At 48.1% G+C, this 21037-nt stretch carries 15 protein-coding genes and 1 pseudogene; 10 read left to right on the forward strand and 6 right to left on the reverse strand.

The features are described from left to right. Nucleotides 1–35: 35 nt before the first annotated feature. The 6 genes from J2Z66_RS15340 to J2Z66_RS15365 all read right to left on the reverse strand — a co-directional run bounded on the left by J2Z66_RS15340 (nt 36) and on the right by J2Z66_RS15365 (nt 7722). Nucleotides 36–1151: an alanine racemase gene (locus J2Z66_RS15340; protein ID WP_209972312.1), complete on the reverse strand. Its 1116-nt coding sequence runs from the start codon at nt 1149–1151 to the stop codon at nt 36–38. Between the two features lie 29 nt (nt 1152–1180). After that, a complete protein-coding gene (locus J2Z66_RS15345) occupies nt 1181–2812 on the reverse strand; it encodes a response regulator transcription factor (RefSeq protein WP_209972313.1) in 1632 nt (543 codons plus the stop codon). Next, a complete protein-coding gene (locus J2Z66_RS15350; protein ID WP_209972314.1) occupies nt 2787–4541 on the reverse strand; it encodes a sensor histidine kinase in 1755 nt (584 codons plus the stop codon). The genes J2Z66_RS15345 and J2Z66_RS15350 overlap by 26 nt, the downstream gene beginning before the upstream one ends. 65 nt (nt 4542–4606) lie before the next feature. After that, entirely contained in the window at nt 4607–5425 is an 819-nt protein-coding gene (locus J2Z66_RS15355; protein WP_209972315.1) for a carbohydrate ABC transporter permease, read from the reverse strand. Continuing rightward, nucleotides 5422–6303, reverse strand: coding sequence for a carbohydrate ABC transporter permease (locus J2Z66_RS15360; protein WP_209972401.1), 882 nt, complete (start codon nt 6301–6303; stop codon nt 5422–5424). The genes J2Z66_RS15355 and J2Z66_RS15360 overlap by 4 nt, the downstream gene beginning before the upstream one ends. Before the next feature lie 81 nt (nt 6304–6384). Continuing rightward, nucleotides 6385–7722, reverse strand: a complete 1338-nt coding sequence (locus J2Z66_RS15365; protein ID WP_209972316.1) for an ABC transporter substrate-binding protein — start codon at nt 7720–7722, stop codon at nt 6385–6387. Between the two features lie 260 nt (nt 7723–7982). On the opposite strand from J2Z66_RS15365, the gene J2Z66_RS15370 reads away from it, so the two are divergent. From J2Z66_RS15370 to J2Z66_RS44355, 10 genes and pseudogenes are all read left to right on the forward strand, one after another. After that, entirely contained in the window at nt 7983–9734 is a 1752-nt protein-coding gene (locus J2Z66_RS15370) for a GTP-binding protein (protein ID WP_245375571.1), read from the forward strand. Between the two features lie 14 nt (nt 9735–9748). Continuing rightward, nucleotides 9749–9997 (forward strand): hypothetical protein, encoded by a 249-nt coding sequence (locus J2Z66_RS42655; protein ID WP_245375586.1) that lies wholly within the window; start codon nt 9749–9751, stop codon nt 9995–9997. Nucleotides 9998–10095: 98 nt separating this feature from the next. Further along, the gene (locus J2Z66_RS15375; protein ID WP_209972317.1) at nt 10096–10794 is read left to right on the forward strand and encodes a class I SAM-dependent methyltransferase; all 699 of its coding nucleotides are present in this window, start codon (nt 10096–10098) and stop codon (nt 10792–10794) included. A 36-nt stretch (nt 10795–10830) separates the two neighbouring features. Further along, nucleotides 10831–11142 (forward strand): putative quinol monooxygenase, encoded by a 312-nt coding sequence (locus tag J2Z66_RS15380; protein WP_209972318.1) that lies wholly within the window; start codon nt 10831–10833, stop codon nt 11140–11142. A 202-nt stretch (nt 11143–11344) separates the two neighbouring features. Further along, a complete protein-coding gene (locus tag J2Z66_RS15385) occupies nt 11345–14329 on the forward strand; it encodes a hybrid sensor histidine kinase/response regulator (protein ID WP_245375572.1) in 2985 nt (994 codons plus the stop codon). 210 nt (nt 14330–14539) lie between these two features. Further along, on the forward strand, nt 14540–17578 hold the full coding sequence (locus tag J2Z66_RS15390) for a hybrid sensor histidine kinase/response regulator (RefSeq protein WP_245375573.1): 3039 nt from the start codon (nt 14540–14542) through the stop codon (nt 17576–17578). Between the two features lie 97 nt (nt 17579–17675). Beyond that, on the forward strand, nt 17676–18812 hold the full coding sequence (locus tag J2Z66_RS15395; RefSeq protein ID WP_209972319.1) for a LytTR family transcriptional regulator DNA-binding domain-containing protein: 1137 nt from the start codon (nt 17676–17678) through the stop codon (nt 18810–18812). A gap of 172 nt (nt 18813–18984) precedes the next feature. After that, nucleotides 18985–19833 carry an ABC transporter ATP-binding protein gene (locus J2Z66_RS15400; protein ID WP_209972320.1) on the forward strand — a complete coding sequence of 283 codons (849 nt, stop codon included), beginning with the start codon at nt 18985–18987 and terminating at the stop codon, nt 19831–19833. Further along, on the forward strand, nt 19830–20540 hold the full coding sequence (locus tag J2Z66_RS15405; protein WP_209972321.1) for an ABC transporter permease: 711 nt from the start codon (nt 19830–19832) through the stop codon (nt 20538–20540). Before J2Z66_RS15400 ends, J2Z66_RS15405 begins: the two co-directional genes overlap by 4 nt. A gap of 251 nt (nt 20541–20791) precedes the next feature. Then, nucleotides 20792–20896: pseudogene (locus J2Z66_RS44355) on the forward strand (hypothetical protein); the annotation flags it as partial. Nucleotides 20897–21037: the final 141 nt, after the last annotated feature.

Raw genomic sequence — 21037 nt, forward strand, 5'->3', positions numbered from 1 at the left:
TTAGGTCTAATGTTTCTTGGTCTAATATTCCTTATCTAATAGTTGCATCCTCGTGCATCAATCTGGATGCGTTCTAAGACGACACCCCTACGTACGCCATAAATAGCATCGTTCAAATTCGGGATGACGCACGAATGATTCGGAATAATTTCGATTCGATCACCAATCGATAGGGATACCTTGTCCGGGTCAAACCGCAGCATGCCGTGCTCTTCGTTCAATACAGCAATCGTAATGTCAGGTTGTCCGACGATGATTCCGAAGCCGTCGCTATGATGTGCCCGGTCGCTCGTCAGCGCTTTCGTGCCGGCATCGATCGTCGCCATACCGGGCAGCGGCATACTGACGACGGTAGCCGCAACACGCAGCGCGCAATCCGCTTCTTGCGCCATGCCCATCTGCACGGCGGAAACGTCGTTGAAAATATAGTTGCCTGCACGCACTTCTGTAATGCCCTTCGCGTGCTCACACAGCTTTGCGGTAGGCGTTGAGCCTGAGCTGATAATTTCGATAGCAAAGCCTGCTTGGCGCAAATCCGCTACCACTTGGCCGATCGTCTCCGACTCGGCTTGCACAGCAGCAGCGATTGCAGCCGGATCCCCGTTGCGATACACAAGCCCGAAGTAGGCCATGATGCCTTCGATTTGAATGCCCGGCAGCTCGCGCAGCCGTATAGCGAAATCGACAATATCCTTGCCCGGCTGCCGGCCGCCGCGATGAAGACCGCCATCCAGCTCAATCAGGACGCGCACCGGCTTGCTCGCCCGAACGCCAACAGCCGACAATCCTTGCGCCGCCTCCCAGCTATCTACGGTTACGGCGACTGTAATTCGCCGGTGCAGCCGCTCCAGTCTTTCGAGGTTCTGCTCTCCAACAATCGCAAAAGCGATAAGTATGTCGTTGATGCCTCCATCCGCGAAAGCTTCCGCCTCCGACAGCTTGGCGACTGTAATGCCAATCGCGCCAGCGGCAAGCTGCATATTCACAAGCCGCAGCGACTTATGGGTTTTAATGTGGGGACGGTGTTTGATTGTATATGAAGCCAGTTTATCGGCCATCCGTGCGATATTAAGCTCTACAGCGTCTAGATCGACGAATGCGTATGGTGTCGGCGGTGTATCTTCCGATGTTTCGTTTGGTGTCCATGTCATGGCTTATGCGTCACCTCGTATAGGTTAGATTATTGGAGAGCGTACATGTCTCTATATTCCTGCGGCGTGAGTCCCGTATGCTTTTTGAATACATGGATGAACGAATGCGCCCGCTGATAGCCAATACTGGCCGCTATTTCATAAATTTTGCTCGGCGTGTGCAAAAGCATCTGCACCGCCTTTTCCATCCGAAGCCGGTATACATAATCGCTCACGTTCTCGCCGGTTTCCAGCTTATAGATTTTGGAGATGTAAACAGGATGCATATAAACATGAACTGCAATGGCCGTCAAGGAAACGTCATCGGCCAGATGCTGTTCGACGAATTGCTGGACGCTGGCAATCAGCTTTGTGCGCGAATCTTTTGTTTCGCTTTCGGTTTCGCTGCGGAGACTGCTCATGACCGCAGTCGTCCAATCTTCGAGCTGCTCGACGGACCGGTATGGCACTCCTTGCAGCAGCTTATCGTAGCCGGCCCCGATCAGTCCGGAGAGCGGGCGGCCGTTCTTATGGGCGTAATAAGCAGCGGCTGAGGCAATAGCGAAATACGCCTCGAGCAGAAGCTCCTCGACCTCGCTGCGCTTGCTCCGAAGCTCTTCAAATATCCGCTCTAGCCGCTGATCGGCAACTGCCCATTGGCCCGCCTCAAGAAGCTGCGCAAGTGTCGGCAGCTCATACAGGGAAGCGATGGACCGTACCTCCGTCCTCTCCTGCTCAGCGTTCGACACGGTCAAAATCAAGTCCTGTTCTGCACCAACCCTTCTGCGCAGAGTCCACAATGTTCCATCATATTGAGCGGACAAATCCTGTGGAAACGTTCCTGTGCCGCTGATCAATACTGTAGCCTCACCTTTTAAATACGTATGAATGGCATCCTGCAGTTGCGCAGCCGTGCGTTCGAGCGTGAGCTGCTGCTGCTCAGCCTCACAGCTCTCACTTGATTCCGTTGTCATAACAAAAACGAGATAATCATGCGTATCCTTGCCATACCAGAGCTTGTAATTGGGGGCGAACAGCTCCTCCGCCATGTTGCCTACCGCGTATTCCACAAGCGCCAGGCTGCGCTGCTCGTATCCATAGAAGGGCTTTTCAAGACGGACAAGCAGAAGTGAGAACGATTTTCCAAAAAAATCGGGCACACCCAGCATCGCCATTTTATCCTGCAGATCGCTCTCCGAATAACGTTTCCCTAGGAGAAGCTCGCTAAGCAGAGTACTTCTTAACTGCGGCAAATTTTCACGAAGCGTCCGTGCGATCCGCTCCTGCGAAATAATCGCGTTCCATTCCTCACGAAGCGTCTGCAGGACACGGGAGACGGTAGCGAGCAGTTCCTCGTCGGATACCGGTTTGAGTAAATAGCTTGCCGTACCGTGAAGGATGGCTTCTTTGGCGTATTCGAACTCGGCATGTCCCGACAGCAAAATACACTTCGTTTTTTTACACTTGTTTCGAATATGCTCGGACAGCTCCAGACCTGACATGCCCGGCATCCGAATATCCGTAATGACGATATCGATAGCCTGCAGGCTCAGCAGCTCGAGTGCTTCATAAGCAGAGTATGCCTTATGCACGGATGCTATGCCGATCTGCTCCCAAGGGACAAGCTCGGCAAGTCGTTCCACAACGTGGGCTTCGTCATCCACGATCAATAGCTGTGCCATGCGCCGAATCCCTCCTCCATGTTAAGGTGACGCGCAATCCGCCGAGCGGACTGTGGGATAAACGAAGACCCGCTCCTTCCCCGAACACGTAATGCAAGCGCTGATTCACGTTCCAAACGCCGAATCCGGATGACGCCTCCCTCTGAAGGACAAGCTGCCGTTCCATTTGGGCAAAGGTTTCATCGGCCATCCCGACTCCATTGTCCTCCACAACGATTTCGCAGGATTCATCATATATGACTCCGGTAATGCGGATGATGCCTTCTCCCGGCTTGTTTTCGATGCCGTGGACGATTGCGTTCTCTACGATCGGCTGCAGCAGCAGACGCGGGAGCTGTAGATCAAGCATCGCTTCCGGAACCCCGATTTCGTAATGGAGCCTCTGCAGCCGCAGGTTGTGGATCGTCAAATAATTGTCGACGAGCTTTAACTCCTCGCGGAGCGGAGCTGTCCGGTCTTCCATGCGCGTCGTATACCGATAATATTCTGCCAAATTCTGCGCCATCGCCACGACGGATTTCGTATCCTGAAGCAGCGCCGTATTGACGATGAAGAACAGGCTATTATAAAGAAAATGCGGATTGATCTGGGCCTGAAGCTGCTTCAGCGTCGCTTCGTGCAGGCGGATTTTCTCGGCGTAAACCCGCTGAACCAGATCTTGAATCTGTTCAGCCATCTCGTTGAAGCGTTCGAATAAGAAATCGAACTCGTTATGTGGGCGGTAGCTGATTCGGGCGGACAAATCGCCCTTCTTAAGCAACTGCACACCACGCACCAGCTTGCCAATCGGTTTCTGGACGTTCCGGTAAAGCAAGTAGGCGGCCAGCAGGCTCATGGCCAGCAGCATCCCGAGCGTAGTATAAAAGAAAGCATTCGTTTCGCGGATCGGAGCCAAAATGCTGGCGACGGGCACATAATCAACCAGATACCAGCCGAGCTGCTTGGATTTCACATAGTATATCTTAACCTCCCTGCCAGCAAGCGTCGTCACGAGGCGCCCGCTATCTTGCATGACTTGACCGTCAAGCAGGCTGTTTAAATCTTTCACGAAGCTGTCATTCATCGTCTTGCTGCCGATAGGCGGGAAGCCATTGCGGTAAAGAAACGGATCGCCTTTGCCACCAGTCTTCACTTGGTCCAGCATGGAAGAAACGTTAGTAACCGGGAAGCTTACTTGAATCATCGCGTTGATTTCGGATGCCTGAGTTGCATGTACGGGATCGACAATTTGCCGGACAAAACGGGCCCCGGGTGTCCTTGCATCCCCCCGAACGGTAGCGTCATAGCTCCAATTCGTGAGCGGTGCGAATTTGTTGACATCTTCCGAACTGTAGTCTTTAAATATATTGGAGGAAATCACCATGCGGTCTCCGGGCAAATATAACGTCAAGTCGTTCGTCCAAGCACTGGAAACACTCTGCAGACTGAGCTTCTGCATTAGACGCGTTTGCTCCTTCAGCCTATCGTAAGGCTTATCCGATCTGTGATCGACAAACTCACTTAAGTAAGGGTCCGAGCTTAGAATGCCGGGAAACATCGCAAGCTGCTCGACTGTAGTATCCAGCTGCTGCAGGAAAAAGGATAGCTGGCTGATACTCGATGATTCAATTTGGTCTCTTACTACATCCATGCTGACCTTGTTCGTGTAAATGTACAAAATGAGCACAGGCGTTAGCAGCAGCACAATCAGTACGATCACCTTGCTGAATATCGTCGGCTTTCCCGTCATCGGCAGACCGCCCCTTACCGGATTGTATTTTCGGATTGTATTTTCGGTTTGTATTCCTCCGCGATTTACCCCTTCACCGCACCTGCTGCAAGACCGCTGACAATATAGCGCTGTGCCAACAGTGCAATCACGAGGACCGGCAGCGTAATGATACAGGCTGCAGCCATCAAGGCACCCCAGTTAATTTCCGAATAGGACATGAAATTGAATACGGCGACGGGCAGCGTCTTCGTCTTGTCGCCGGCCAAAATGATCGAGAACATGAAGTTGTTCCACGAGAAAATAAATGATAACAGAGATGATGTGATAATGCCAGGACCCGATATGGGAAGCACGATACGCAGGAATACTTGTGAATGTGTGCAGCCGTCGATCAGGCCGGCCTCCTCGATTTCTTGTGGAAGACCTTCAAAGAATGAAATCATAATCCAAATAATAAATGGCAGCCCAACGAGCATATGGCTCAGAATAAGCGACGTAAAGCTGTCAACCAACCCCAGCTTGGAGAAAATAATGAACCATGGAATCAGGAAGGTGATTCCTGGAATAATCCGTGCTACGAGAATAATAAGACCGAGTCCCTGCAAACGGTAACGGGCGATGGCATAAGCGGCGGGCAGCCCCAGCAGGAGCGAGCCGAGCGTCGAGCCGAGTGCAACAATGAAGCTGTTGACGATATATTTCAGAAAATCGTATTGCTGAAAGACGCTTTCATAGTTTTTACCCGTAGGCTTGAACACGAAAAATTGATCGGTCGACATAATTTGCGACTGCGTCTTAAAGGAAGCTAACAGCATCCAGATAAACGGAAACGAGAAAGCAAGAACGACGGCTAGCGTCAAGCTGGATAAGATGACCTTTGTCATCCGTTGCTTATTCTTCATGAAGACACCTCCAGACGTTTGCGCAGCCAAATCATAATAAGGGTGAATCCCATGACCAGCGCGAAAAAGACTACCAGCAGCGATGATGCCGTCCCGAGCTTGAAGTACTGGAAGCCGAGCGTATAGCCATAAATATTAAGCGTCTCGGATTTCAAATTCGGCCCCCCCTGCGTTGTTGCATAGATAATATCGAACGTTTTCAAAACGTCGATCAATCTCAGCATAACGGCAACGATAATCGTTGGGCGCAGCATCGGCAGCGTGAGATGCATGAACTTCTGCCAGCCTGTTGCTCCGTCCACGTTGGCCGCCTCATAAGGCTCCGAAGGCAGCGTCGCTAACCCGGCCATGATGATCAGGGCGATCATCGGCGTCCATTCCCATACATCGATGATGATCAAGGATGGGATAACCTGGCTCGGCGATGCGATCCACAACTGGGGGTCCATACCAAGCCATTTGAGCAGCATGTTGGCGACTCCGATCGATGGCTCATAAATGAGCAGCCACACGAGGCCCATCGCGACGGGAGTGGCTACCATCGGCAGTAAAAACAGCGTTTTGACTATATTTTTGCCGAGAAAATCGCGATACAGCAGCATAGCGATCGCTATGCCAAGCACCGTTTCGAGGATCAGAGCGCCTGCCGAGAAAACGAACGTATTTTGGACAGATTCCCAAAACCGCGGGTCTGAGAGCAGGGATACATAATTGTCGAGCCCTACCCATATCGGTTTCGTGGTTGACGACATGCTCCATTCATAGAAGCTGATTCTAAATGTATACAGAATAGGGAATACCATCATCAGAAGAACAAACAAAACCGCTGGCATGGTGTAAATCCATTTGAGGTTGCGGTCAAACCAGTTTGTCGGCACTAGTATCATCCTTTCCATTTCGGTCTCCGGGTAAGCAAAAGGATGCACCGCAAAAAGGTGCACCCCCCGTTTCCGCTCGCGTTATTTTCCTTTTTCCTTGTCAATCAGCACCTGAAATTCTTTATTAGCCTGCTCGGCGGCGGCTTTGATGTCTTCTCCGCTGATCGACTTCTGGACGATCGCACCGATGATGTCACGTGCTTCACTAACCTTGTCGACAGGCGGCAGGGAATGATCTACGCCGCCTTTTTGCGTTTCCTTCGTTACCTCTGCGAGCTCTTTAGGGAACGCGGTTATGCCTTCCGGGTTATCCCATACTGACATGCGGGCACCCGGGTTTCCTTTTTGCTGAGTGAGCAGCACAATCTCTTTACTGGAAGCCCATTGAATGAATGCCCATGCTGCGTCTTTATTTTCGGCTTTGGCGTTCATAGCCAGACCCCAAGACGTAATGTTAAACGGCTGTGACCCTTCCTTGCCTGCAGGGAACACGGCGAACCCGACCTGATCGGCAATTTTCGATTTCTCCGGATCCGTTGCATTCTTGAATAACGAGTTGGCGTCGGCGAAAAAGGCAGCTTTTCCTTGCGCGAAAACACCAATTGCTTGCGGCCAAGACATGTTCAAGACGCCCGGAGGGCCGTAGTCTCTGAGCAATGTGGCATAGGTCGTCATGCCTTTGATCGCTTCCGGCGTATTGATTGTCGCCTTGTCGTCCTTCATGAAATCGCCGCCCTCGGAATAAATGAACGAGGAGATTTGCGACACGAGTGGAGAACGCTGGCCGCGTGCGGCGAAGCCGTATATTTCTTTCTTGGGATCGTGCAGCTTTTGCGCTGCCGCCAATAGCTCGTCCATCGTTTTGGGAACGGCAATGCCGGCTTGCTGCAGCAGATCCTTACGGTAATACAAGATATGCTGTTCCGTTATGATCGGGATGCCATAGAGCTTTCCGTCTATCATGTTGGAGCCGACGGAAGCTTTGGAGAAGTCGTCGAAGTCGTAGGCGGCTTCTTTTTTGGCGTAATCGTCAAGCGGGTAGATCCAGCCGTTCTTGACGAACAGCTTTGCTTGCTGGAGAGGGCTGTACATGAATACATCTGGCGTTACGGAACCGGCGGTCATTTGCACAGTCAGCTTTTGGGCCAATTGGTCTTCAAAAAAGCTTTGCACGTCTACCTTCATCCCCGTGCTCGCTTCGAATTCCGGCAGCATTTCTTTAATGGCGTCGCCCCATGGGTGGTTGGCAGTCACGATCGACAGCTTCTTTCCGGCGAACGGCTTGTCTGGATTGTCTGTCGTCTGTCCCGAATTGTTGTCGGTTGTATTCGTTCCACCACCGCCGCAAGCAGCAAGCAGCACTGCGAACATGGTGAAAATTAAGCCTGCAGTCAACAAGCGCTTCATAGATTGTTTCATAACATGACCTCCCAAAGTGTGTATGTGGCTGCGGAAACTTATTTGGCAATCGCTTTCATTGACGCCTGCTTCCGCTGTATTTAAAGATTAAATGATTTAAGAATACGTGTATATAACGCAGATTCAACATCCATAACGCAAACTCAATGAGATGCAAGAAGTACCCGATAGCCATAATTCCCGCCAACATGATGAAGCCACACCTTTAACTGCCATGTTATAATGAACCAAAGTTCGTGAAAAACAAAGGGGTTACGGTAATGGAGAAAGACAATCGAACCGTACGGAGAAATGTGGGCATTTTTGCTCACGTCGATGCCGGCAAGACCACAACGACCGAGCATCTCTTATATGAAAGCGGACGTATCCGCACGCTTGGCAACGTGGACCGGGGCACCGCCCAGACGGACTGGCTGGAGGTCGAACGCGAACGGGGCATATCGGTGCGCGCGGCGGTGACCCTGTTCCAATGGAAGGACGTCTTCGTCAATTTGGTAGACACGCCAGGTCACTTCGACTTTCTATCCGAAGTAGAACGCACGCTGCGGGTAATGGACAGCGCCGTGCTAATTGTATCAGCCGTGGAGGGCGTGCAGGCACAAACAGAAGCCATATGGCACGCTCTCCGTAAGCTTTCCATACCGACCATCATTTATGTGAACAAGATGGACCGGATCGGGGCAGAGGAAGACCGTGTATTGGACGACATACGAAAGCACCTGTCTCCTGCAGCGATGCCGGTTCACTTTGTGAAGGGTAAAGCCGAAACGTTCCAAGGCACCTTCGATCTTTGGTCGGCCTTCCCTGCTTCACAAGATCCGAATGACGGGCCTGCTTTTCTTACTGCCCAGACGGAATTGGTGGAAACGTTGGCTCAGACGGATGAAACGCTGCTCGAGCGCTACCTGAATGAAGGCATGCCTGATCCATCACTGGATCTCAAGGAATGGAAGTCGGAATTTAAGTCCCTGACACATAGATGCGCCTTATTTCCGGTTCTTTATGGTTCATCAAGCAAGGGGATCGGCATTAAAGAGCTGCTGGATGCCATCATCACATACCTGCCTGCACCGAGTGGGGTATCAGCAGGACCTGTATCGGGGCTTGTCTTCAAGATCGAAAGAGATAAATCAATGGGACGTATTGCATTTATTCGATTGTATCAAGGAACGATCCGCAACCGCGATATCGTGCACAATCTGACTCAGGGGCTCGATGAGAAAATCACACAAATCCGTAAAATCGATGGTCCAAAATCCGAAGATATCGGCTTGCTTGAAGCCGGTGATATCGCGGCTGTTTGCGGTATGCAGCATGTCCAGGTTGGCGACGTAATCGGCAGTGGTGAGCTTATTCCGGAGGAAGCCAAGCTGGCGGTCCCCCTCTTGACCGTGCAGGTACACTGGGCCAATGAGCAAGAGTATCCCCGTGTCATTGCCGCTTTCCAAGAACTTGCGGATGAGGACCCTGTCCTCGCTCTACAGTGGCTGCAGGAGGAACGGGAATTGCATCTGAAGGTGATGGGACCCATCCAGCTTGAGGTATTAGACGGATTACTTGAAAGCCGATTTGGCCTTAGGGTTACATTCGGTCAGCCATCCGTCATATACAAGGAAACGTTGTGCGGTGCCGGGGAAGGCTTCATTGCCTATACGATGCCCAAACCCTGCTGGGCAATCTTGCGATTTAAGATGGAACCGCTGCCACGCCGTACCGGCCTGGAGTATAGCGGCCAGGTCCGGACAGAAGACTTGCTGCCGCAATATCAGAACGAGGTGGCTCGTCGTGTGCCGGAGGCCTTGCAGCAAGGCATGTTCGGCTGGGAGGTTGTCGACTTGCGTGTGACCCTGGTAGAAGGGCAGCATCATGTCTGGCATACCCATCCGCTGGATTTCGTAGTCGCCACTCCAATGGCTATCATGGACGGATTAAACCGCATAGGTACGAAGCTTCTGGAGCCTATTCTGCAATTCCGTCTAACCGTACCTGAAGAGTACGGAGCAAAGTCATGAATGATCTTGTCCTCATGAGGGCTACATTCGAGACGCCTTTGCTGCATGGCGACCGAATGACCATCCATGGCCGGATCCCCGTCGCGACTTCGCTGGACTACTCCGTTAAGCTAGGTTCGCTTACGAAAGGCCGTGCATCGTTGTCCACCCTCTTCGATGGTTACGAGGAATGTCCCCCAGACGTGAAGGCAGAGCGCAAACGGCGGGGCGTCAACCCTCTCGATACGGCTAAATATATCCTCAGCATCCGTAATGCATTGTAGGCTTTTTTAATCAATAATTTCCATAATAAGTATATACATTTCCGTAAAAAACCTTATTATTTATAAGGAACACATTTTTCATGGAGGTGTTAGACAGGATGAAAGACAAGTCTTTACAAAAAATAATTAACCGAGCATATGAATTTAATGAAGAGCAGCAGAATGCTTTAGATCAAGGGATAATTACAGAAGAAGAGTGGTATGAAATTAACAAGCAGCATTTCTCAAGTCATTATATAGCAAGTGATAATCCAAGAGGTCAATCCGGGCATAGTGGAAATGAGCATCATTACTTTCAGTCCCATTTCATGATACTTGAAGCGATCCACAAAAATGGTTCCTTCATTGATGTTGGCTGTGCTAATGGTTACTTGCTGGAGTCATTGGATAGGTGGACGAAAAGCCTGGGGTATTACTCCGTTGAATTTTATGGGCTAGACATTTCAGAAGGCCTTATCGATTTAGCGGTACAAAGACTTCCCGATTGGAAAGATAGGCTGTTTATTGGTAATGCCATGTATTGGAAACCTGAAGCGGAGAAGTATGATTTTGTTTGTGTAAAAGAACTCAGCTACGTACCCGTAAATAAGCAAAGAAGTTTTCTTGAGCGTTTATTAAACCACTATGTTGCACCTGGGGGCAGACTGATTTTAGGTCCTAATGGGGAAGAACGGGAAACAAGGCACTTGGAAAATCAACTGTCCAAATGGGGCTACAAGCCGACAGGATATATGGAGAAATCTCATCACAATAACCAGCTGCTCGCAAGAAGGATGGTATGGTTTGACAAAGAATAGGACAAGTAATTACCTAAGTTAAGGAAGGTGTTCAAAATGAGCAAATTCGGAATGTATGTTAAATTCTCGGCTAAACCTGGTCAGCGGGACGCTTTGGTACAAATTCTGCTGGACGGCGCCGCGGCCGCTCAGTCTGTTAAGGAATGCGAAATATATATCGTCAATGTCTCGGATACGGAGCCTGATACTGTATGGGTAACAGAAGTTTGGAGTCATGAAGAAGCACATGCAGCTTCCCTTGCACAAGAAGAAACAAAAGCATCTATCCAGCTTGCCATGCCACTAATAGCCGGTGTCGAAGCAACCCAGATAAGGCCTGTTGGCGGAAAAGGTTATAGTATAGCTTAAAAACATTAAACAAATAATTTCTAAAGGAATATTAGCTAATTATGTCGAATTTCTGGGTATGATGCGAATATTAAATAAAACCACACCTAGATATATAACTATTATTATATTGTTTCTTTGCACCCTCCTTTGTCTGCGATGGGCTTGGTCCGAAATGTTCCCTCCATCGGCACACTCTCGTGTTGTCAGTGGTGTACTCGACATGCGCGGGGTAGATTTGGAGAAAGCCTCCTCCTTCAATTTGGATGGTCAATGGCAATTCTACCCTGGAAAATTAATTTCACGTCAAGATCTGCAGTCGGAGGAAATCAAGTTCCACGATATTCAGGTTCCAGGAGACTGGGGCAATGTGCTGAATAAGGATTCTGGCTCCTCGTATGGATACGGAACGTATCGGTTGCGGATTTTAATCGATCCGCTAAAGCAACCTGTTGTATTCTGGCTTCAAGGCATTCAAGCTTCATCGCAAGTAGAAATAAATGGCGTAGCCTCAGGCGGTAGTGGGAGCCCCGCTTCGAACGCGTATGAATACACGCCCAAGAATGTCTCCTACACCGCTTCCTACTCTATCGAAGGCACAACGGAGATTGAATTGCTTATTGGCGTTGCCAACTTCGACAACCCCAATGGTGGCGGGATCAATCGCTCCATTCGCTTCGGCTCTCAGGCAGCGATTGACCACGTGCGTGGGTACTCCATTGGATTTCAAATCGTTACTTTTATTATTTTGCTGCTTCATGGCTTATATGCTTGTATTCTCTACTTATTCAATCCTCGAGAACGTACCTTGTTGATTATGGGTCTGTTAACGCTGGTGGTTGGCATATTAATTGTAAGCACTAATGATCATGTGCTCTTGCAATGGCTTCCCATTAATTATACATGGGCAGTTAAAATCAGGGTGATCTCGCTTCTGTGGCAAAACTTTTTTGTGCTTCTTGTTTTTAGAAGATTCTCTGATGCTCCTATACGAAATGTATGGCTGCAAATATACACAGCAGCACTGGTTACCATTACAGGAATACTATTGATCGTACCCGCTTCATTTGTACATAAAGCAATTGATTCAAAATTAATTATTGCCTTCACTTTTATTCCGCTTATTTGGTTTATTTACATAGTAGGAACAATGATTTTCAAGAAACAGGCCGACAAAGACATCATCTTCTTGCTGTTAGCCTCTGTAAGCATCATATCCAACCTGACGTGGAGATCAGTGGGACCCGTTATAACCGTCTATTATCCAATCGATATCATCGCGGCCTTTATCGGATTTTCCACCTATTGGTTCAAGAAATACTTCAGGAATTCCCGAGAGAACGCGATACTAAATGAGCAGTTAAAAAAAGTAAACAAAATGAAAGACCAATTTCTCGCCAATACGTCGCACGAACTGAGATCGCCGCTGCACGGTATTATGAATATCGCAGAAACCGTTGTAACCAAAGAGAAAGACAAGATGAATGCGGATAGCCTGAAGGATATGGAGCTGCTTATAACGATAAGCCGCCGCATGACGAATATGCTGGGGGATCTTCTCGATGTAGCACGGCTTCAAGAGCACCGGATAATCCTGCAGCAGGAGCCCTTAAGGATTCAATCGGTCATTCCCGGAGTAATCGCCATGCTAAAATTTATGACAGAAGGAAAGTCCATTCAAATTCATATGGATATCGCGGAATCGATGCCGCCGGTAATGGCTGATGAAAAAAGAATCGTTCAAATTTTGTATAATCTGCTGCATAACGCTCTCAAATATACGGAAGAAGGAACGATCACCGTTTCCGCCGAGACTCGGGACGGATATGCCGTCATCCATGTCTCCGATACCGGGGTCGGCATGAATTCAGAAACGCAGGAGCGGGTGTTTCTTTCCTATGAGCAAGGGTCTTATGGGGTAAGCAATGGGCAAGGCATCGGACTTGGTTTAAGCATTTGCAAACAGTTGGTAGAATTGCACAGCGGTACCTTGAAGGTTCACTCGGAACCGGGTAAGGGCTCCGTATTCAGCTTTGATCTGCCGTTAGCGAACGCGCCAGATCTCCCATTGCCGCACCAACCTCTTCTCCTCCAACAGATCATGGATGGAAGTGAAGTTGAAGCTTCCAGATTGCTAATACCCGACAAGGCCGTCGACGAAGCTGCAGCCTCTTCAAATCTTCCCCCTCTAATGAGCGTGGTGAGGGCAAATATTCTTGCAGTGGATGACGATCCCGTCAACCTGAAAGTGCTGGTTGGAATCCTTTCGACGGAACCGTATAACATCACAACAGCCCATTCAGCCCTCGAAGTGTTGGAGCTGCTAGGCACACAGAAGTGGGATCTGCTTATTGCTGATGTCATGATGCCACACATGTCCGGCTACGAGCTGACGAAGAGAGTACGAGAGCATTATTCCGTATCAGAGCTTCCGGTCTTGCTGCTTACTGCACGTGCTCAGCATGCTGACATCTATACCGGGTTCTCTTCGGGAGCCAACGATTATGTGACCAAACCCGTTGACGCTCTGGAACTAAAATATAGAATCAGGGCATTAACTACACTAAAGCAATCTGTAAATGAACGGTTACGCATGGAAGCCGCCTATCTGCAAGCCCAAATTCATCCTCATTTTCTATTCAACACGCTTAACTCCATTATGGCTCTTAGCGAGATAGACACGGAAAAGATGCGAGATTTGGGAGATGCTTTTGCCTCTTATTTGCGGATCAGTTTTGATTTCCTCAACACAGGGGAACTGGTCTCATTTTCCCATGAATTGAAGCTTGCAGAAGCTTATTTGTATATCGAAAAAGAACGGTTTGAGGGCAGACTGTCTATTGTTTGGGAAGTTGAACCTGGCATCAACTTCCTTCTCCCGCCGCTCTCGATCCAGCCGCTGATTGAAAATGCCGTCAATCACGGCCTTCTTAGTCGGAAGAACGGTGGCAGGGTCCATATTCGGATTACACGCCATAATCATTCCACGCTAATTGAAGTAAGTGATAATGGCAAGGGAATGGACCAAGAAAAGGTTAATCAGCTATTAACCTCAACAATGAAGGGAACGGGTGGAATTGGACTGGCCAATACGAATAGAAGATTGATCCAATTGTACGGCCAAGGCTTGTCTATATTCAGTAAGCCCAATGAGGGAACAACCGTGTCATTTATTATTCCGGACAACCAGAATAAGCAAATGATTTGACTTGTCAGGTGCCCCCTTATTTGTGAGATACTCTCACCGCGATGCCCTTCGGGAAGATGAACGCAGACCCATTTAAATAGAGGAATATTCGCTAATTATGTCGAATTTCTGGGTATGATGCGAATATTAAATCAAACCACCCCTAAGTATATAGCTATCATTATATTGTTTCTTTGCACCCTCCTCTGTCTGCGATGGGCTTGGTCCGAAATGTTCCCTACATCGGATCACTTCCGTGCTGTCAGTGGTGTAATCGACATGCGCGGGGTGGATTTGGAGAAATCCTCCCCCTTCTATCTAGACGGTCAATGGCAGTTCTATCCTGGAAAATTTATTTCACGTCAAGATTTACAGTCGGAGGAAATCCAGTTCCACAATATTCAGGTTCCAGGAGACTGGGGAGATGTGCTGAATAAGGATTCTGGCTCCTCATACGGGTACGGAACGTATCGGCTGAGCATTCTAATAGATCCCTTGAAGCAGCCTGTCGCCTTCTGGCTTCAAGGAATTCAAGCTTCATCAGAAGTAGAAATCAACGGGATTGCTTCGGCCATTATCGGTAAACCTGCCACGAACGAAAATGAATATACACCCAAAAATGTCTCTTATACAGCTTCCTACTCTGTGGAAGGGACAACTGAGATAGAGCTGCTCATTCGGGCAGCTAATTTCGACGAGCCTTTTAACGGCGGAATGCTGCGCTCCATTCGCTTCGGCTCTCAGGCTTCTATTGACCACGTGCGCTGGTACTCTATCGGATTTCAACTGGTTACGTTTATTATCATGCTGCTTCACGGTTTGTATGCTTGTATCCTCTACATATTTAACCCTCAAGAACGGGCTTTGCTCATTACGAGTCTGTTAACGTTGACGGTCGGAATAGCGATTTTAATCGGGCATGATAACGTGCTTTTGTTATGGCTGCCGTTTAACTATACATGGGCGATCAAGATCAGAATCATTTCCCTCCTGTGGCAAAACTACTTTATTCTTCTTGTTTTCAGAAGATTCGCTTCGTCTCCTTCACCAAACGTATGGCTGCGTGCCTACACCGCAGCAATCGTTTCTCTGTCAGGAATCCTGCTGGCAGCACCCGCTTCATGGGTATATGGAACGTTCGATTTAAGGATATTTATCACCTTCTATTTAATTCCATTTGTTTGGTTTATTTATACAGTAGGAACCATGATCTTCAAGAAGCAGACCGACAAAGACGTCGTCTTCTTGCTGCTAACCGCAGTAAGCATAATATCCAACTTGTTATGGAGCATCGTGGAGTCTGACAAAGAAATTACTACAGTTTACTATCCAATCGATCTCATTATTGCCATTATTGGATTTTCCACTTACTGGTTCAAGAAATATTTTCGCAATTCCAGGGAAAACGCCAAGCTAAACGAACAGCTCAAAAAAGCCGACAAGCTAAAAGACCAATTTCTCGCCAATACTTCACACGAATTGAGAACGCCGCTGCATGGTATTATGAATATCGCTCAGACCGTTGTAACTCAAGAAAGAGAGAAGATGAATGCGCGGAGCGTTAAGGACATGGAGCTGCTTATAACCATAAGCCGCCGTATGACTCATATGCTTGGTGATCTTCTCGATGTCGCACGGCTTCAGGAACACCGCATTGTACTGCAGCAGGAGCCTTTACAGATTCAATCGGTCGTTCCAGGCGTAATCGCAATGCTCAAATTCATGATAGAAGGCAAGCCAATTCAGCTAACTATGGATATCACGGAATCAATGCCGCTCGTCATGGCCGATGAGAAAAGACTCGTGCAAATTTTGTATAACTTATTGCATAATGCCCTCAAATACACGGAAGAAGGCACCATCTCTGTATCCGCTGAGATTCTGGACGGATTTGCCGTAATCCATGTCTCCGACACCGGGGCCGGCATGGGTAAGGATATACAGGCGCGGGCGTTTCTCCCTTACGAGCAAGGGTCTTACGGGATAGACGACGGGAGAGGCATCGGACTTGGGTTAAGCATATGCAAGCAGCTGGTAGAATTGCACGGCGGTGAAATAACGGTTAGCTCCGAACTCGGCAAGGGCTCCGTCTTCAGTTTTGGTCTTCCGTTAGCTAGCGTGTCGAATCTCCCATTGTCGCAGCAGTCTCCTGATCTTCATCAAATATCCGACAGATCTGAGAATGGTCCGGCTGGGTTGATTTTTCAGAACATCGTAATCGGAGAGTTGGCAACCTCCTTGCTTCTCCCGCCGCTTTTGAATGAGGAGAAGGTGAATATACTTGCAGTTGATGACGATCCCGTCAACCTCAATGTGCTCGTTGGCATCCTTTCGTCGGAGCCGTATGACATCACAACAGCCCACTCAGCCCGCGAGGTGTTGGAATTACTGGGCACGGGGCAGTGGGACCTGCTGATTGCCGATGTCATGATGCCACATATGTCCGGCTATGAGTTGACGCAGCGAGTAAGGGAGCGTTACTCCGTATCGGAGCTTCCGGTTTTACTGCTGACCGCACGAAGTCAGCCTGCTGACATCTACACCGGTTTCGCGTCGGGAGCCAATGATTATGTGACCAAGCCTGTAGACGCTCTGGAACTCAAATACCGAATCAGAGCGTTGACGACGCTGAAGCAATCCATTAATGAGCGTTTACGCATGGAGGCCGCCTATCTGCAGGCACAAATTCATCCTCATTTTCTATTCAACACGCTTAATTCCATTATGGCACTGAGCGATATAGATACGGATAAAATGCTTAAGCTGGGCGATGCTTTTGCTTCCTTTTTACGGATTAGCTTCGATTTCCTGAACACGGGCCACCTGGTAGAACTAGCCCATGAACTGGCGCTTGCAGAAGCCTATTTGTACATCGAAAAAGAGCGGTTTGAGGACAGGCTGTCTATAGAATGGGAAGTTGAACCCAACCTCACCTTGCTTCTCCCTCCGCTTACGATCCAGCCCCTTATTGAAAATGCTGTCAAGCACGGCCTCCTTAGCCAGATTCAAGGCGGCACGGTTCATATTCGGGTTATTCGCCAGGACAGCTCTACGCTTATTGAAGTCAAAGATAATGGCAAGGGCATGGAGCAAGACAAGGTGGTTCAACTGTTGAGTCCAACAATGAAGGGAAAAGTCGGAATTGGACTTTCCAATACGAATCGGCGGTTGACACAGTTGTATGGTCAAGGCTTGTCTATAGTCAGTAAACCCACTGAAGGAACAACCGTATCATTTGTCATTCCGGACATCGGAAACCGCATGATTTGAAAGGCTTGGTGTTTCAGCACTATGCCTCCGTATTGTATAATGAACAAGTTCAATGGATAAACTCTTCATTGGAACTATAGGTAGGTTAGGTGATAAAGTGGTTGTTCTGCAGATCAGGGAGCTAGAGAGGTATACGGAAAATGTGCTTGTTTTCCCTCCTTTTCATATAGAAGTGGCGCGACATGAAGTAATTGCGCTGTATTCAAGCATGAACGTACGCAATACTTTATTAGCCATGCTGACTGGAAGATTACCGCTCTCTAGCGGAGAGATTTGGTTAAATGGAGAAGCATACAGCGGAAATAAGAAGGCTTACTTGTCACAGCTCGGGTTACTGCTCTTGGAAGAGGGACTTTACGAGCGGCTAACGGTAAAAGAGAGTTTTATTTTCTACAAAAATCTGTATGGCTCTGATACAGCACTTGATAGCATTATCCGTACGGTTAAGCTCGAATCAAAAGTGAATATACGCTTATCCAATCTGAGCCTGTCAGAGAAAAGAAGGGTACAGTACGCCCGCTTATTGTTCCAGGATCCTGCCCTTTTCGTATTTGAGGAGCCGGATCAGAACGTGGACAATGAGACAAAGCTGGTTTTCCAGAAAATAGTCCGTACGCTGGGTGATAGCGGCAAAAGCGTGCTGGTGCTGACTGGTAATATGGAAACTGCGCTTAGCGTGACAAGTCAGGTGTATCGTCTGGATGAGAGGGGGCTGAAAGCCTTCGATGTTCAAGACACACATGATAGTCACAAACAAGCAAATCAGTCTGGCCTACTCGTAGATAAGGAAGTTAGACAAGTAGTTGGAGAAGTAGTTGGAGAAGTAGTTGAAGAAGTAGTTGAAGAAGTAGTTGAAGAAGCAGCCGCGGAAGAAGAACCCGTCGTCCAGTTGGTCCGCTTCGAGAAAATCCCGACCCGGATGAATGACAAGATCATTCTCTTTAATCCACCGGAGATTGATTATATCGAGAGCAGTGAGGGGCAATCTATTCTGTATATCAAGGGTGAGATGTATCCGACGACTTTCAAAATCAACGAGCTGGAGGAAAGATTGCAGACCTATGGCTTTTTCCGTTGTCATCGTTCTTATATCGTTAATCTTCAAAAGGTAAGAGAAGTCGTCACATACACTCGCAATAGCTACAGCCTGATACTCGATGATCAGTTAAAGTCAGCGGTCCCTTTGTCGAAAACTAAAATGGCCGAATTAAAGGAAATGATGGGGCTCAAATAAGCGCCATTCACTGAATCACCTGCTCCAAACAACCCCGGTATGACTCCGTTCACCTCTAAATAGGCACCATTCGCCTGTCTGTATGCTCCTTTGGATGGGATTATAATGCGCTTCAGTCGGATCCGGCCTACTATTAGGGTATACCAGATCACAACACGGAGGTTGAGAGCGCATGGAAAATATGATTGAAGTGACTTCATTAGAGAAATCATTTTCAAATTATAGGGCATTAAAGGACGTTTCCTTTGAGATAAGGAAGGGAGAAATTTTTGGATTTTTGGGGCCCAGCGGATCGGGTAAAACGACAACGATCAAAATATTAACAGCTCAATTAAAGCCCACCTCGGGTAGTGCCTATGTATTCGGAGTGCCCACCCATAAATTACAGGAAGAAAGATACCGCAAAAAAATTGGCGTCGTCTCAGACGATACCTCTCTGTATGGCCGTTTGTCCGTCTATGACAATTTGAAGCTCTATTGTGATTTGTACCAGGTGCCTTTGAAACGGATCGAAGTGGTGTTACAAATGGTGAACTTGGCGCATGAAAGCAAGCGTATCGTTTCCAAGTTATCCAAGGGGATGCTTCAGAGGGTCACTTTGGCCAGAGCCTTCCTGCATGAACCGGAGCTGCTGTTCCTTGATGAGCCAACATCCGCCCTCGATCCTGTGAACACCAAGCATATCTATGAAGGATTAGAGCGTCTCAAAGAAAAAGGCACTACCATTTTCCTGACGACACATGATATGAATGAAGCTGAAACGCTGTGTGATCGGGTTGCTTTCCTCAATAACGGAGAAATCCAGCTGATCGGTGCTCCCAAGAAGCTATGTGAGCAGCATGGAGATCCAACATTGACGGTAGAGTTGATAGATGGCTCTGAGGTTATCGTTCCGAAGGGGCCTGACGGAGCACAGCAGTTATTTGAATACATGAGCAAAGATCAGGTAGCTTCAGTTCAATCGAATTATCCTACATTAGGCGACATTTTTGTAGAAGTCACAGGGAGGAAATTGTCATGACATTTTCAATGAGGCGTGTATTCGCCATTTTTCATAAGGATTATAAAGACGTGTCCAGGAATATGTACGTAACCACAACGGTGGTCCTTCCTTTAATAATGGCTGTGTTTTTTGGCCGCTTAGGTATAGAGAACGTGGAGTCCCACTATATAGTCATCAACATGGCGTTCATACTGGTGGCGACTTACGTTCAATCCTCGCTGATTGCAGAAGAGAAAGAAAAGAAAACGCTGCGCGGGCTCATGCTGTCTCCTGCCAGTACAATAGAGATTTTTTGCGGCAAAAGCTTGCTCAGCTTTATCTCGACCCTTGCTATTATCTTTCTCTCCGTATTACTAACGGGTTATAATCCTAATAATGCTTTAATCGTCGTGATCGCACTATTCTTGTCAGCAATTTTCTACCTGGGAGTAGGCACATTGATCGGTTTGCTTACGAAGTCAGTCATGGAAGCCTCAGTTGCTATCATACCGGCTATTGGGATCTTTACGCTCGGCTCCTTCGTAACTCCTTTCATCGAGAAATATCCGATTCTGGCGATCGCCGAGTATTTACCGAACCTGCAGCTTATCGATTTGGCGAAACAAGTGGAGACTGGCGCCGGGCTGGCGGAGCTGTGGCCTAACCTGGGGATCATCCTCCTGTGGTCCGTCGCTATTTACTCTTTATGTGTGTACTTGTATAAGAAAAGTATGGTTGATGAATAACTAAATGAAACCCTCTTTCCTAGACCGCTGGAAGGGTGACTGAGCCTATCTCCGATGAGAAGATGCGTTCGGTGTACTAATCAACTTATGAGTGCCACGTTGGGTGAACAGCTTGTGCAGTCAAGTCCTGTTAAACGCCTACATTCAGAAGAATTGGAATACAAAAGTGAACAAGGTTCGCTCGTAGTGGTGGCGAAACGGATATTATTATGATATTCGATGTGGTGAAGGATTTCTAACTCGAGGATGGATGGGTCTCATGTAGAATTGAACTAGATGCTAAGGGTTTATACATTATTTGTAGTGATTCGTCTATTTGCTTGAGGAAGAAGTCCGTTTATTGGGTCTGTTTCTAATACGGGAAGCAGCGTCAGAGGCTACAAACTAACCCGCCACCAGGCAATGTGGGTGAATGTTTATCCACAGTCACGTCAGTGCGATAATCGAACTTTTATTTAAAATCAAGTAAAAAACATTAAAGTAAAATAAAAGAATAT

The sequence above is a fragment of the Paenibacillus eucommiae genome (assembly GCF_017874215.1).
Lineage (GTDB): Bacteria > Bacillota > Bacilli > Paenibacillales > NBRC-103111 > Paenibacillus_AI > Paenibacillus_AI eucommiae.

What these genes read in the sequence shown, in the direction of transcription:
- J2Z66_RS15350 (WP_209972314.1), bottom strand. Translation starts at nt 4,541, where the DNA reads ATGACGGGAAAGCCGACGATATTCAGCAAGGTGATCGTACTGATTGTG.
- J2Z66_RS15365 (WP_209972316.1), bottom strand. Translation starts at nt 7,722, where the DNA reads ATGAAACAATCTATGAAGCGCTTGTTGACTGCAGGCTTAATTTTCACC.
- J2Z66_RS15355 (WP_209972315.1), bottom strand. Translation starts at nt 5,425, where the DNA reads ATGAAGAATAAGCAACGGATGACAAAGGTCATCTTATCCAGCTTGACG.
- J2Z66_RS15340 (WP_209972312.1), bottom strand. Translation starts at nt 1,151, where the DNA reads ATGACATGGACACCAAACGAAACATCGGAAGATACACCGCCGACACCA.
- J2Z66_RS15405 (WP_209972321.1), top strand. Translation starts at nt 19,830, where the DNA reads ATGACATTTTCAATGAGGCGTGTATTCGCCATTTTTCATAAGGATTAT.
- J2Z66_RS15370 (WP_245375571.1), top strand. Translation starts at nt 7,983, where the DNA reads ATGGAGAAAGACAATCGAACCGTACGGAGAAATGTGGGCATTTTTGCT.
- J2Z66_RS42655 (WP_245375586.1), top strand. Translation starts at nt 9,749, where the DNA reads ATGAGGGCTACATTCGAGACGCCTTTGCTGCATGGCGACCGAATGACC.
- J2Z66_RS15380 (WP_209972318.1), top strand. Translation starts at nt 10,831, where the DNA reads ATGAGCAAATTCGGAATGTATGTTAAATTCTCGGCTAAACCTGGTCAG.
- J2Z66_RS15400 (WP_209972320.1), top strand. Translation starts at nt 18,985, where the DNA reads ATGGAAAATATGATTGAAGTGACTTCATTAGAGAAATCATTTTCAAAT.
- J2Z66_RS15385 (WP_245375572.1), top strand. Translation starts at nt 11,345, where the DNA reads ATGCGCGGGGTAGATTTGGAGAAAGCCTCCTCCTTCAATTTGGATGGT.
- J2Z66_RS15345 (WP_209972313.1), bottom strand. Translation starts at nt 2,812, where the DNA reads ATGGCACAGCTATTGATCGTGGATGACGAAGCCCACGTTGTGGAACGA.
- J2Z66_RS15375 (WP_209972317.1), top strand. Translation starts at nt 10,096, where the DNA reads ATGAAAGACAAGTCTTTACAAAAAATAATTAACCGAGCATATGAATTT.
- J2Z66_RS15390 (WP_245375573.1), top strand. Translation starts at nt 14,540, where the DNA reads ATGTTCCCTACATCGGATCACTTCCGTGCTGTCAGTGGTGTAATCGAC.